At 44.1% G+C, this 13721-nt stretch carries 12 protein-coding genes; 5 read left to right on the top strand and 7 right to left on the bottom strand.

Translation table 11 applies throughout. The features are described from left to right. The first annotated feature begins 91 nt into the window (after nt 1-91). From fusA to rimI, 4 genes are all read left to right on the top strand, one after another. A complete protein-coding gene (gene fusA / locus FTV12_RS04545) occupies nt 92-2227 on the top strand; it encodes an elongation factor G (RefSeq protein ID WP_159123545.1) in 2136 nt (711 codons plus the stop codon). 94 nt (nt 2228-2321) lie between these two features. Then, entirely contained in the window at nt 2322-3512 is a 1191-nt protein-coding gene (tuf, locus tag FTV12_RS04540; RefSeq protein WP_004781663.1) for an elongation factor Tu, read from the top strand. 234 nt (nt 3513-3746) lie between these two features. Beyond that, nucleotides 3747-4628 (top strand): metal-dependent hydrolase, encoded by an 882-nt coding sequence (locus FTV12_RS04535; protein WP_180031887.1) that lies wholly within the window; start codon nt 3747-3749, stop codon nt 4626-4628. A gap of 114 nt (nt 4629-4742) precedes the next feature. Continuing rightward, nucleotides 4743-5201, top strand: coding sequence for a ribosomal protein S18-alanine N-acetyltransferase (rimI, locus tag FTV12_RS04530; RefSeq protein ID WP_180031889.1), 459 nt, complete (start codon nt 4743-4745; stop codon nt 5199-5201). Between the two features lie 27 nt (nt 5202-5228). Here rimI and FTV12_RS04525 read toward each other — a convergent pair whose 3' ends face one another. From FTV12_RS04525 to trxB, 3 genes are all read right to left on the bottom strand, one after another. After that, the gene (locus FTV12_RS04525; protein WP_005234302.1) at nt 5229-6044 is read right to left on the bottom strand and encodes an arginyltransferase; all 816 of its coding nucleotides are present in this window, start codon (nt 6042-6044) and stop codon (nt 5229-5231) included. Between the two features lie 21 nt (nt 6045-6065). Next, on the bottom strand, nt 6066-6797 hold the full coding sequence (aat, locus tag FTV12_RS04520) for a leucyl/phenylalanyl-tRNA--protein transferase (protein WP_180031891.1): 732 nt from the start codon (nt 6795-6797) through the stop codon (nt 6066-6068). A gap of 83 nt (nt 6798-6880) precedes the next feature. Next, complete coding sequence (gene trxB / locus FTV12_RS04515; RefSeq protein ID WP_034704432.1) at nt 6881-7840, bottom strand: thioredoxin-disulfide reductase; 960 nt, start codon at nt 7838-7840, stop codon at nt 6881-6883. Nucleotides 7841-8078: 238 nt separating this feature from the next. Here trxB and FTV12_RS04510 point away from each other — a divergent pair, with 238 nt between their 5' ends. Further along, nucleotides 8079-11129 (top strand): DNA translocase FtsK, encoded by a 3051-nt coding sequence (locus tag FTV12_RS04510; protein ID WP_180031893.1) that lies wholly within the window; start codon nt 8079-8081, stop codon nt 11127-11129. 61 nt (nt 11130-11190) lie between these two features. Here the strand turns inward: FTV12_RS04510 and FTV12_RS04505 are convergent, their stop codons facing one another. The 4 genes from FTV12_RS04505 to minC all read right to left on the bottom strand — a co-directional run bounded on the left by FTV12_RS04505 (nt 11191) and on the right by minC (nt 13589). Further along, the gene (locus tag FTV12_RS04505; protein ID WP_004783267.1) at nt 11191-11478 is read right to left on the bottom strand and encodes a PA4642 family protein; all 288 of its coding nucleotides are present in this window, start codon (nt 11476-11478) and stop codon (nt 11191-11193) included. 248 nt (nt 11479-11726) lie between these two features. Continuing rightward, complete coding sequence (minE, locus tag FTV12_RS04500) at nt 11727-11999, bottom strand: cell division topological specificity factor MinE (RefSeq protein WP_004783265.1); 273 nt, start codon at nt 11997-11999, stop codon at nt 11727-11729. 2 nt (nt 12000-12001) lie between these two features. Further along, nucleotides 12002-12814: a septum site-determining protein MinD gene (minD, locus tag FTV12_RS04495; protein ID WP_166137968.1), complete on the bottom strand. Its 813-nt coding sequence runs from the start codon at nt 12812-12814 to the stop codon at nt 12002-12004. Between the two features lie 64 nt (nt 12815-12878). Continuing rightward, complete coding sequence (minC, locus tag FTV12_RS04490; RefSeq protein ID WP_180002419.1) at nt 12879-13589, bottom strand: septum site-determining protein MinC; 711 nt, start codon at nt 13587-13589, stop codon at nt 12879-12881. Nucleotides 13590-13721: the final 132 nt, after the last annotated feature.

The following is a 13721-nucleotide window of genomic DNA, read 5'->3' as shown; positions in this document are numbered from 1 at the left end:
TTTTCGCTGTTTTGTCATCGAATCGCTTTAAGTTGCCCAGCAGCTTAAAGCGTCCTGTTTTAAACAACAAAATTTAGGAATGCAAGAAATCATGGCTCGTCAAACCCCAATTTCTCGTTACCGTAACATTGGTATCTCAGCGCACATTGACGCTGGTAAAACAACGACTTCTGAACGTATTTTGTTCTACACAGGTGAGAGCCACAAACTAGGTGAAACTCACGAAGGTTCGGCAACTACGGACTGGATGGAACAAGAGCAAGAACGTGGTATTACCATTACTTCAGCAGCTGTAACATGCTTCTGGAAAGGTATGGGCAACCAGTTCGAACAACACCGTATTAACGTTATTGACACCCCAGGACACGTTGACTTCACAATCGAAGTTGAGCGTTCTATGCGTGTTCTTGACGGTGCGTGTATGGTTTACTGTGCTGTAGGTGGTGTACAACCTCAGTCTGAAACTGTATGGCGTCAAGCGAACAAATATAAAGTTCCACGTATTGCGTTCGTTAACAAAATGGACCGTACTGGTGCGAACTTCTTCCGTGCGGTTGAACAAATGAAAACTCGCTTGGGTGCTAACCCAGTGCCAATCGTTGTTCCAATCGGTGCTGAAGAAAACTTCCAAGGTGTTGTTGACCTTATCGAAATGAAAGCGATTATCTGGGATGAAGCATCTCAAGGTATGAAGTTCGAATATGGCGACATCCCAGCTGACCTAGTTGATACTGCTAATGAATGGCGTACAAACATGGTTGAAGCAGCTGCGGAAGCATCTGAAGAGCTTATGGACAAATACCTTGAAGAAGGTGATTTGACGAAAGAAGAAATCGTAGCTGGTTTACGTACGCGTACGCTTGCAAACGAAATTCAACCGATGATGTGTGGTTCGGCGTTCAAAAACAAAGGTGTTCAACGTATGTTGGACGCAGTAATTGAATTCCTTCCAGCGCCGACTGACGTTGAAGCAATCAAAGGTATCTTAGACGACAAAGACGAAACTGAAGGTTCTCGTGAAGCGTCTGATGATGCACCGTTTGCTGCGTTAGCGTTCAAAATCATGAACGACAAATTCGTTGGTAACTTAACGTTCGTACGTGTTTACTCTGGTGTTCTTAAAGCGGGTAGCCCGGTTTATAACCCAGTGAAAATGAAACGTGAGCGTATCGGCCGTATCGTACAGATGCACGCAAATGACCGTCACGACATCGAAGAAATTCGTGCGGGCGACATCGCGGCATGTGTAGGTCTTAAAGATACAACGACTGGTGATACATTATGTGATGAAAACCACGTAATTACACTAGAGCGTATGGAATTCCCAGAGCCAGTAATTGCACTTGCAGTTGAGCCTAAAACTAAAGCTGACCAAGAAAAAATGTCAGTTGCTTTAGGTCGTTTGGCGAAAGAAGATCCATCGTTCCGCGTACGTACTGACGAAGAATCTGGTCAAACCATCATTGCTGGTATGGGTGAGCTTCACCTTGACATCATCGTTGACCGTATGAAACGTGAGTTCAACGTTGAAGCAAACATTGGTAAACCAATGGTTGCTTACCGTGAAACGATCAAAAAATCTGTTGAACAAGAAGGTAAATTCGTTCGTCAAACAGGTGGTAAAGGTAAATTTGGTCACGTATACGTACGTCTTGAGCCAATGGACCCTGAATCTGGTAAAGACTACGAGTTCGCTGAAGAAGTTGTCGGCGGTGTAGTACCGAAAGAATTCTTCGGTGCGGTTGACAAAGGTATCCAAGAACGTATGAAGAATGGTGTCCTTGCTGGTTACCCAGTAGTTGGCATCAAAGCGACATTGTTCGACGGTTCTTACCATGATGTCGACTCTGACGAATTATCGTTCAAAATGGCGGGTTCTTATGCCTTCCGTGACGGTTTCATGAAAGCAGATCCTGTTCTTCTTGAACCAATCATGAAAGTTGAAGTAGAAACTCCAGAAGACTACATGGGCGATATCATGGGTGACTTAAACCGTCGTCGTGGTATGGTTCAAGGTATGGACGATCTTCCTGGCGGTACTAAAGCAATCCGTGCTGAAGTTCCACTTTCTGAGATGTTTGGTTACGCAACTCACATGCGTTCTATGTCTCAAGGTCGTGCGACTTACTCTATGGAATTTGCTAAATATGCTGAAACTCCACGTAACGTGGCTGAAGGCATCATTGCTAAGTTCCAAGCTGGCGGCAAAAAAGGTGACGACGAGTAATCTTTCGATTACTATATTGCCTAACTAAATTTATAGTTAAAATCTAATACTCATGCAGGTTTACTGCATGAGTAATCTACAAAGGAAGATGAACATGGCTAAGGCTAAGTTTGAACGTAATAAGCCACACGTTAACGTGGGCACAATCGGTCACGTTGACCATGGTAAAACAACTTTAACAGCTGCGATTGCAACTGTATGTGCTAAAAAATTCGGTGGTGAAGCGAAAGACTACGCTGCAATCGACTCTGCACCAGAAGAAAAAGCACGTGGTATTACAATTAATACTTCACACGTAGAATACGATTCTCCAACTCGTCACTATGCTCACGTAGACTGCCCGGGCCACGCCGATTATGTTAAAAACATGATTACTGGTGCTGCTCAGATGGACGGCGCAATCCTTGTATGTGCTGCGACTGACGGTCCAATGCCACAAACTCGTGAACACATCTTGCTTTCTCGTCAGGTAGGTGTACCTTACATCGTTGTATTCTTGAACAAATGTGACCTTGTAGACGACGAAGAACTTCTTGAATTAGTAGAAATGGAAGTTCGTGAACTTCTTTCTACTTACGACTTCCCAGGTGATGACACTCCTGTAATCCGTGGTTCAGCACTTGCTGCACTTAACGGTGAAGCTGGTCAATACGGTGAAGACGCAGTTGTAGCTCTTGTTGAAGCGCTTGACTCTTACATCCCAGAACCAGAACGTGCAATCGACCAAGCATTCTTGATGCCAATCGAAGATGTATTCTCAATTTCTGGCCGTGGTACAGTTGTAACTGGCCGTGTTGAAACTGGTATCATCAAAGTTGGTGAAGAAGTTGAAATCGTGGGTATCAAAGACACAGTTAAGACTACTGTAACTGGCGTTGAAATGTTCCGTAAACTTCTTGACGAAGGCCGTGCTGGTGAGAACTGTGGTATCTTGCTTCGTGGTACTAAACGTGAAGACGTACAACGTGGTCAAGTACTTGCTAAACCAGGTTCTATCAAACCGCACACTAAATTCGATGCAGAAGTATACGTACTTTCTAAAGACGAAGGTGGTCGTCACACTCCATTCCTTAACGGTTACCGTCCACAGTTCTACTTCCGTACAACTGACGTAACTGGCGCGATTTCTTTGAAAGAAGGCGTTGAAATGGTTATGCCTGGTGACAACGTAGAAATGTCAGTAGAACTAATTCACCCAATCGCAATGGACCCAGGTCTACGTTTTGCGATCCGTGAGGGTGGTCGTACAGTTGGTGCTGGTGTAGTTGCTAAAGTAACTGCATAATCGCTGATTGTGTGAAAAAAGCGTCCCTTTGGGACGCTTTTTTTATATCTGTAAATTCAACCTACTCATTTTCAAGCATATTTAAATTGTCTAACAATATATTTACAAGCTGTCCTTAAGTGATATTTCACTGACCTTATCTACCCTTATGTGAAAAATTCAACGCAGTAATATAACTATAAGAATTTTAATAATTAGATTTCAGCTCTATATAGAACTGATGGGAGTAAGTGTATGAATGTTCAAGTGAAAATTACCAATCGTGCAGGCGCAAGTTTTCCGGTACGTCGTATGAGTTTTGATTTTGATCAAGTGCCAGAATACTGGATGAATGGTTCAGCAGGACTGACTCACTTTATGACTGCACTCTCTGCATTATTCCCGGCAGGCGAAAAATTCTTTATTGATTCTGTTCGCGCTGTACGTCAGCACCCAGCAATTAAAGACAATGAAGCATTGCAAAAAGAAATTTCTGCCTTTATTGGTCAGGAAGCCATGCATACCCAGGAACATGTTGGCTTTAATGCCTCAGCGCAACGCCATGGCCATGACGTTGATACGCTAGATCATTATACTGACCGAGTCATTCAAACTGCACGCAAAATCTTTGCGGCAGTCGGTAAGCCAGTTGGTATTACCCAGGAAATGGTCGACCTCACTGCGACGACTGCTCTAGAACATTTTACTGCGACCATTGCATCTCAGTTACTAACCAATCATCATATTCAGGAATTGATGAAAGATGACACCATGAAAACTATGTGGCTCTGGCATGCAATTGAAGAGAATGAACATAAGGCCGTGGCCTATGATGTATTCGAAGGTGTTTTCGGTAAAGGCTTAAAATCTTATCTACTGCGTACCACTTCACTGGTTGCAGCGATGGTCACGCTATTCTTTGTACAAAGCTACTTCGTATTGCGTTTATTGAAAGAAGACCGTCAGTTAAGTCTTGGAGCTTTAAAAGAAATCTATACTTATGGTTATAGCCCATCTAAAGGAATTATTACCGGTATGGGTAAAGAAATGCTGATGTACTTTAAACCTGGTTTTCATCCAAATGATCATGACACCCATAGCTTATTACAAAGCTGGAAACAAAAACTGGGCCTTTAATTTAAAACTAGATTAAAAGACTGAAGAGCAACCTAAGTTGCTCTTTTTTTTTGCTCGATTTTTTAAATAAAGTTTCTATAATGCGGAGGTTAATTCTAGATAAGATGAACGAAGATGATTCGTTTGATGCAAGCTGCGGATGTACCAGCCGTTGCCAAGATTGAAACCAAAGTACAATCCCATCCCTGGACCTTTAAACAATTTGAAGATGCTGTTACTGCCTATCAAAGTACTGTGATTGAACAAGCAGGGCAAGTCGTAGGGTTCTGCATTTTACAGCCGGTGCTGGATGAAGCCAATTTATTACTGATGGCAATTGATCCTGCGCAACAGGGCAAAGGTTTAGGTTATCAGTTGCTAGATGCCTCAATTGCATTATTGAAAAATAGTCCGGTACAGATCTTTCTGGAAGTACGGGAAAGCAATGCTGCTGCGATTAAACTGTATGAAAAAACCGGTTTTCATCAGATTGACCTGCGCAAGAACTATTATCCGAATTCGAATGGCACTCGGGAACATGCCATTATTATGGTGAAGTCCTGTACTGATGATTTTGCCAGCCTGTTTAAATAATATTCCAGCTCTTATTTGACGACTAAATTACTTGATGATGGGATTATTCCATCCGCTAGGCAAGGTCGTCATCAAGGAGTTTCCCAGATGTTCAATCTCCACAGGGGTAAGGGTGCGGTTTAATCGGCGCCATTGCCCGTCAATCAATAATTCAAGTGGCAGGTATTGAGACTTGTAGTTCATTTTGGCTGAATGTGGCACCCAGTAGCCCAGATAAACAAACTGTAAGCCAAGTTTTTGAGTGTGCTCAATCTGTTTCAGAATCGCAAAGGCACCAAGGGAACGGCGGTTCTCATCAGGATCAAAGAAAGTATACACCGCTGAAACGCCATCATCGAGCAGGTCACAAGTCGATACACTGATGAGACGGTCATCTTTCCATAATTCCAGAAAGAAACTATCGGTACAGCTTTGCAGTAAAAACTTTTCGAACTGGTCACGGCTAGGTGGATACATATCACCATCTGCATGACGTTCATTAATATAACGTTCATAGAGGGCGTAATGTATATCTGTGGCCTGTTCAGGATGGGTAATTTTAACCGTCAAATCCTGATTACGTTTCCAGGCTTTTTTTTGCGAGCTGTTCATTTGGAATTCATGAACAGGAATACGTGAAGATAAACATTGACGGCACAGGTGGCATTCAGGCCGATAGACAAAATCACCACTACGACGGAAACCGGTACGAGAAAGCTCGGACAGCGTCACTACATCAATACGGTGCGCTGGATCAAGAAAAACCATGCGCGCGGACTTGTTGGGCAGATAGCTACAGTCATGCGGCGGCGTAATATAATACTGTAAATCGTTCAGTAGGGACTGTGGTTGATAAGAGTTCATAACAAGTGCCCTCTGTTATTTTCATTCACTTAATCGCGCAGACTGCGCTATTGTTTTACTTGAAAATACACCGTCTTGATACTTTTTCCAATTGATCGCAGGCTGTTTTATCACATCTTGTAACGATTTAAGGTATGTGTGGCGAGAAATTGTACAGGCACCTAGACTCATCAAGTGATCATTCACTAATTGGCAGTCTATCCAGGGCAACTGATTTTCTCGACCAATCAGCATCAAGGTATAGAAAGCCATTTTAGAAACATCGGTTTGGGTACTAAACATGGATTCACCAAAGCAGCCCTTGCCGATAGTCACCCCATAGAGTCCACCTACTACGCGATCTTCATCCCAAACCTCAATACTATAACCATAACCTGCATCAAACATGTCGCAATAACCTTGAATGATCTCTTCACTAATCCAGGTCTCATCTGCATAAGCACGAGGCAATGAGCAGGAACGGATGACTCTCTCAAAAGCATGATTTACTGTAATTTTATAATCCTGCTTTTTCATACTGCGAAGTAGCGATTTACTTGGATGATAATCCTCTGGCCGAATAATGCAGCGTGGTTCCGGACTCCACCAGCAGATCGGATCACCTTCAGAAAACCAGGGAAACAGGCCATGGGTATAGGCCTCATATAAAGTAGAAGGGGAGAGGTCTGCACCGATACAAATCAGGCCTTCACCCTCAAGATCTGCTTCTTCAGGATTGGGGAAAATGTACTGTGAAGGAGGAAGAAGATGCATGCAGAACCCTGATCTTGAAATAGACTGTTTTTATCATACATAAAAAAACCGCCCATGATGGACGGTCTTTTTATTTTCGCTGCTTAGTCTAATTTACCCATTGCATCGAGATATTTTTCTGCATCCAGTGCCGCCATACAGCCTGAACCTGCAGAAGTAATCGCCTGACGGTAGATACTGTCTGCGATATCGCCTGCAGCGAATACACCCGGGATAGAGGTTTGGGTGGCATTCCCTGCGGTACCACTTTGAACCTGAATATAACCATCACGCAGTTCTAGCTGGCCTTCGAACATGGTGCTATTTGGTTTATGACCAATAGCAACAAATAGACCTGATACTTCAACGTCCTGAGTTGAATCATCTTGAGTTGATTTTAAACGTACCGCAGTGACGCCAGTGGTATCACCCAACACTTCTTCTACTTGATGATTCCAGATAATGCTGATTTTTCCTTCTTTTTCTTTTTCAAAAAGATGGTCTTGCAGGATTTTTTCAGAACGTAACGTATCACGACGGTGAACTAGAGTCACGTGAGAAGCGATGTTAGAAAGATATAATGCTTCTTCAACAGCGGTATTACCACCGCCTACAACCATCACTTTTTGCTCTTTATAGAAGAAACCGTCACAGGTTGCACACGCGCTCACGCCTTGACCCATAAATGCAGCTTCTGATTCCAGACCCAGGTATTGCGCAGTTGCACCAGTACAAATGATCAGGGCATCACAAGTAAACTCTTCCATATCGCCTTTCAGGACGAATGGACGAACGTTAAGATTAACTTCATTGATATGATCATAGACAATTTCGGTACCGAAACGTTCTGCATGAGCCTGCATACGTTCCATTAAAGCTGGACCAGTCAGACCTTCAGGATCGCCAGGCCAGTTATCTACTTCAGTCGTTGTGGTTAATTGACCACCCAGTTGCAGACCTGCAATCAGGGTCGGTTTTAAGTTTGCACGCGCTGCATAGACTGCTGCGCTATAGCCAGCAGGGCCAGAACCTAAAATAATCAGTCGTGAGTGACGTGCGCTCATTCGCTGTATCCTTTTTTATTTAGAAATTTATTGAATTATACGTGAAACTGTATAACAGTGGTGTGAGATTAAAGTCGATATTATTGATCATCGAAATCGATTTGGGCTATATAGAAGAAGTACACAATAATGCATCTTTTTTGATGCAACAGGTGCATAATATGCATTTTATTGCGACGCTTTTTTTGAAGCATACCAGCAAAAGAATATTCATGAAGAATTGGTTACAGGACAGTATATGACAGCGGTGTCGAGTGCCTATGCACAGCGCTTAGTAATGACATTATTTTTAGTCTCATTTGGGATTTATCTGTTTCTTGCAACAGTGACCTATACACCATTTGATCCGGGGTGGATGCATATCTCTAGTGATACGCAGACAGTTTCAAATGCCAGTGGGGTTGCAGGGGCCTGGATTTCAGACCTGTTATTTGGTTTTCTCGGTTGGGCAAGCCTGCTGATCCCTGTGTATCTGTTTATGGAAGCAATCCAGGTCTGGTGGCCGCGCAGCTTCCTGAACCGTCCATTCCGTTATGCTGCCCAATTCTTCCTGTTATTGACTACATCGGCGTTGCTGTTCCTGTTCTGGCAAGTTCCAGCCGATACGCTGGATAATTCTTCAGGCGGGATCATTGGCTATGAACTGGGCCAAAGTCTTGAACAATTACTAACTGTCTATGGCGCAGCTTTTTTCTTGCTGGTGCTTTGGGTGGTTCTGTTTACCTTGGCATTTGGTGTGAAATGGAACAAGACCTGGAGCAGTCTCAAGGCAACACCTGCTTATCTGCAAGACCTGTTCTACCGTAATGTGCCAGAAGGTATGTCTGATTTTGACCGTACCGCACCTGTAATTAAAAAAGAAGCGGTAAAAGCAGCTGCCAAAAAAGTGACAGTACCAGTCACTGCCGCACCTGAGCATGATCTGGTAGAAGTCGACCCTGTAGTTCGCGATCATGTCGCTGAACGCCTGTTTGAGGATTTTGCAGATAAAGAATCGCACCAGCCTCACCACTATGAAGAAGATATTTCTGAACCTGTACAGACATCAGCTTCAGAACCTGTTCAGGAACAAGCACCGCGAACAGCAGAGCCGGATCGTGTGGTGGCAACAGGGGAGGTGTGGCGTGCGTTACATTCCAATGAAGACCAGCGTCACAAGCAGGATATCGATGCTTTGCTTAAAGCTGCAGAAGAAGAGCAAGCTGATTTTTCTCCTGATGCATTTGCAGCTGCGTCAACGAATCACAATGCTCATGAAGTGACATCATCATCTACCGCCAAGAATAATCTGGACTGGGATGATGATGAAATTTTTGATGAGTTATTGGCCGCAGTCCCGCAAGGTAAAACCGCAACGGATGTGCATAGCCCGTTCAATTCAGCAGCAGCTGAAAAATCCCTCAGAATTGTAGAAGATGCTGGAACAATCAGCTCAACTGCGGCTGCTCCACTTATGGCTGCACATGCGATTAAAAATACCAGCCTGGAAGCGGACTTTGAGGATCTGGACGATTTACTGGTTGAAGCTGATGAACCAAAACCTGCACCTGTACGTGCATCAAGTTATGCCCAATCTTCTGCTTTTGTTCAGGCACCGATTCAGCGTGTAGAGACAGCAGCTCAAACTGCAGCGACCAATGCAGCAGTTCGGGAAGCATTGTCCAAAGAAGAATTTATTGAAGCCTGGCATGAAACTGCCGGTAAGCCTCAGGATGAAGACGAGTTTGACTTCGATGCGCCACTGACCGATGCCGCTGGTCGTCCAATGTCACGTGCCATGCAGGTCGCTGAGCGCCGTAAAGACCTGTCACCATTGCCGGGTCTGGAATTGCTGGATAAAGTCGATCCGAACAAAAAAGTGAATTTCACTGAAGAGCAATTATCCCGTTTATCAGAACTTCTGGAAATCAAGCTTCAGGAATTTAACGTTAAAGCCAAAGTGGTCGAGGCTCAGCCAGGCCCAGTCGTGACCCGTTTTGAACTGGACCTTGCGCCTGGTGTGAAAGCTTCCAAAGTCACTAATATTTCACGTGACTTGGCTCGTTCGATGTCAATGGCTTCAGTACGTGTAGTCGAAGTTATTCCAGGTAAGCCTTATATCGGCATTGAAGTTCCGAACAGTAGCCGTGAAATGGTGCGTTTGATTGAACTGGTACAGATTCCAAAATTCAATGATCCAGATGGCATTTTGTCGATGGCCATGGGTAAGGATATTTCGGGCAATCCGGTGATTACTGAACTGGGTAAAGCACCGCATATGCTGGTAGCAGGGACTACGGGTTCTGGTAAGTCGGTGGCGGTTAACTCGATGATTCTATCGATGCTATTGAAGTACACACCAGACCAGTTACGCCTGATCCTGATCGATCCGAAACAGCTTGAATTGGCCAACTATAACGATATTCCACACCTGTTAACCCCAGTTGTGACCGATATGAAAGATGCAGTCAGTGCCTTGAACTGGTGTGTGAATGAAATGGAACGTCGTTACAAACTGATGTCTTTCCTGAAAATTCGTAAGCTCAGCGACTATAACCGTAAGGTAGAAGAGGCGCTTGCCAATGGTGAAGAGCTATTTGATCCAACCTGGAAAGCGAGTGAATCAGTCGCAGGGGAACGTGCACCGCGCTTAACGCCATTGCCATCGATTGTGATTGTTGCCGATGAGTTCGCGGATATGATCATGCAGGTCGGTAAGAAAGCTGAAGAGATGATTACCCGTCTGGCACAAAAATCCCGTGCTGCCGGTATTCACCTGTTACTGGCAACTCAGCGTCCCTCAGTAGATGTGATCACTGGTCTGATCAAGGCGAATATTCCGACACGTGTCGCACTTCGTGTGAACTCGAAAATCGACTCACGTACCATTCTCGATGCAGGTGGTGCAGAAGATCTGCTCGGTCATGGTGATATGCTGTTCCTTGGCCCGGGTAAAATTGAGCCGGAGCGTGTACACGGGGCTTTTATTGCCGATGATGAAGTGAACCGGATCTGTGATGCATGGCGTGAACGTGGGGCGCCTAACTATGTGGATGAGATCCTGACTCCATTTGATGAAGAACCGTCTAGTCGCGGCTTTGAGGATGGTGGAGATGGTGGATCGGATCGAGATGCGCTGTATGATCAGTGTGTGGCTTTTGTTTTGGAAACCCGCAAAGCATCAACTTCATCTTTGCAGCGTAAGTTCAGTCTGGGTTATAACCGTGCTGCACGGATCATTGACCAGATGGAAGAAAATGGCATTGTCAGCTCAATGGGTGCCAATGGGAAGCGTGAGATCTTGGTTTAAATCCAGAATCTCTAGCGATTAAAAAAGCCTGCTTTAAGCAGGCTTTTTTATGCATTACAACTTATGCAAATTTTTCTAATACTGCGAGGAACTCGGCACTTTGACGCGGATAAGTGGCAATCACGTCATGAATGCGCTGTCCTTCCGGATTGGTGGCGTTAAGATCGCGGCCATCTGCGACAAATTTGGTTAGTAGGCGTTCATAATCAAAAGGGCGCATATGCTTGAATGCATGATAAAGTACATGAAAATCTGCATTGACGCCTGCAGGAGGAAGCTGATTCAGGTAGGCATATACACGCTCATCTGACCATTCTTCGTTAAAGGTCGCTGGTTGAGATAATGCCATCGCAATCTCCTTGATGTAATTCTTCGGCATGAAAAAAGGCAAAATATGAGTTCGCAAGAGGCAAAGTCTTATCATGCACTTTGTCTATTCGAAGGATCACTTCACGTTTTGAGATGAGGTAAAAAAATACTAATTACTATCAAGTCTACGCGAAGCCAAGCTTCTGGTCTTGCGTCTCAACAAAGCGGCGCTTTGTTGAGGCTCATATTTTGCCTTGAATCAATTTACTTGACTAATCAAAATTCAGATTATCGCTCTTCAGGTAAATTGATATTCATTTCAAGCATTTCAATGTTTGCTTCAGAACGTACCTGCATCTGAATGTGCTGTTCATCAACCCCGCGGACGTAGCGATTGACCACTTGCATGATCTCTGTCTTCATCTGGTCAATTTTATCCTGACTCAAACGGCGCCCCAAACCCTGTTCAGAAGCAACAATGACTTTCAAACGGTCTTTCGCGGTTTGTGCGCTTGATGGTTTATCCTCGCTACTAAAAAGTTTACTCCAGAATCCAGCCATGTTTACGCTCCAAATAATCGTGCTAACCAGCCCTTAGGTTTTACTTCAATATGACGGTAAGGACGCTCTTCACCCAGGAAACGTGCTACAAGGTCATCATAAGCCTGACCTGCGGCAGATTCGGTAAAGTGAATCACTGGTTTACCTTCATTCGATGCCTGTAGAACGCTTGGACACTCAGGAATAACACCTAAGGTTGGAACACGTAAAATATCTTTAGAAATATCGTCAATCGTTAACATTTCCTGTTTATCGGCACGTTCCGGATTGAAACGGGTAATACACAGGTGTTTACGGATGCGACCTTCGTTTTGTTCTACTTTTTTAGTTTTACTATCTAACATGCCAATGATGCGGTCAGAGTCACGTACTGAAGAAATTTCAGGGTTAGTCACAATGATAGCTTCATCTGCATGGTACATGGCTAAAATGGCACCACGTTCAATACCTGCAGGTGAGTCACACACGATATAATCAAATTCCTGTGAAAGCTCATCCATTACACGTTCTACGCCTTCATCAGTTAAAGCATCTTTATCACGTGTTTGTGAAGCAGGTAAAATATATAAATTTTCAATATCTTTATCGCGAATCAGTGCTTGTTGTAATCGTGCTTCGTTATTGAGAACATTTACAAAATCATATACTACACGGCGTTCACAGCCCATAATCAAATCAAGGTTACGCAAGCCTACATCAAAATCGATTACCACAGTTTTGTGGCCACGTAGGGCTAAACCTGTTGCAAAAGATGCACTTGTTGTAGTCTTACCTACGCCACCTTTGCCTGATGTTACGACAACAATTTTCGCCACCGAATCCACTCCTGTTATGGTTCAAATCCCCTATAAAATGGGGTTTTTGGTGTTTATTTATACATTAAAATTGTAGAGCTTCAAATACAAGCTCTTGTTGATCATTCAAGTAAATATGCACGGGTTTTTTCACAACATTCGGTGGAATGTCGTCGGCCACACAGTAAGTACCTGCAATAGAAATCAGTTCGGCCTCCAGCGCATGACAGAAAATACGCGCTGCAGTATTGCCACCCGCACCTGCAATCACACGGCCACGCGCGCTGCCATAAATATGGATATTGCCTGAAGCAATCACTTCTGAACCACTGTTTATTCCGGCCGTAATAATAATGTCACCCTGATTCTGCACAATGCATTGGCCGGTGCGCAGAATTTCATCGTGATAAGAAGTCACATGCGCGACGATCGGTGCTGCATCAGCTTTTTCATCGTCAGCAGCAGATTCGGATTTGACTTCCATGACCTGTTCTTTGGTCGCCTTAATTTCCTGTAACTGACGGTCTGGTGGCAGAACAGGGAACTGAATCGCACGAGCCTGATCCCCCAGAATCCCTTCAGTCACTGCCATAGGCTGAACTTCGAGATCAATCAGTAACTGGATCAGGGCAATCAGTTCCTGATCGACTGAACTTTCAATCACCGCCAATGTGCCTGGCGGAAAAGCCGCTTGTAATTTTGGTTTCAGTTGCTGGCGGATTGCATCATGATCATTGGTATCGAGGCTAATGCGTAGCGCATTGACCATTCTGCCTTTTATCCGTATGTCAGCCATAATTTTTCCTTAATACTTCTGACTTGCTGTTTTATGTCGAAGCAATGTTGTAAATAGTGCAAATCCTAGAACAAATTTCGTTAATTCTCTAGCGATCCAAGTTATTTTTTTATACGAATAGAATCCACTTAT

Origin of the sequence: Acinetobacter sp. YH12233, assembly GCF_013417725.1 — a bacterium.
Lineage (GTDB): Bacteria > Pseudomonadota > Gammaproteobacteria > Pseudomonadales > Moraxellaceae > Acinetobacter.
This window is presented reverse-complemented; position numbering and strand designations above follow the sequence as displayed.

Excerpts from the sequence above, each read along its gene's own strand:
- FTV12_RS04525 (WP_005234302.1), bottom strand. The coding sequence starts at position 6,044 with ATGAACTCTTATCAACCACAGTCCCTACTGAACGATTTACAGTATTAT.
- minE (WP_004783265.1), bottom strand. The coding sequence starts at position 11,999 with ATGGCTGGATTCTGGAGTAAACTTTTTAGTAGCGAGGATAAACCATCA.
- FTV12_RS04505 (WP_004783267.1), bottom strand. The coding sequence starts at position 11,478 with ATGGCATTATCTCAACCAGCGACCTTTAACGAAGAATGGTCAGATGAG.
- FTV12_RS04510 (WP_180031893.1), top strand. The coding sequence starts at position 8,079 with ATGACAGCGGTGTCGAGTGCCTATGCACAGCGCTTAGTAATGACATTA.
- aat (WP_180031891.1), bottom strand. The coding sequence starts at position 6,797 with ATGCATCTTCTTCCTCCTTCACAGTACATTTTCCCCAATCCTGAAGAA.
- minC (WP_180002419.1), bottom strand. The coding sequence starts at position 13,589 with ATGGCTGACATACGGATAAAAGGCAGAATGGTCAATGCGCTACGCATT.
- fusA (WP_159123545.1), top strand. The coding sequence starts at position 92 with ATGGCTCGTCAAACCCCAATTTCTCGTTACCGTAACATTGGTATCTCA.
- tuf (WP_004781663.1), top strand. The coding sequence starts at position 2,322 with ATGGCTAAGGCTAAGTTTGAACGTAATAAGCCACACGTTAACGTGGGC.
- rimI (WP_180031889.1), top strand. The coding sequence starts at position 4,743 with ATGATTCGTTTGATGCAAGCTGCGGATGTACCAGCCGTTGCCAAGATT.
- trxB (WP_034704432.1), bottom strand. The coding sequence starts at position 7,840 with ATGAGCGCACGTCACTCACGACTGATTATTTTAGGTTCTGGCCCTGCT.
- FTV12_RS04535 (WP_180031887.1), top strand. The coding sequence starts at position 3,747 with ATGAATGTTCAAGTGAAAATTACCAATCGTGCAGGCGCAAGTTTTCCG.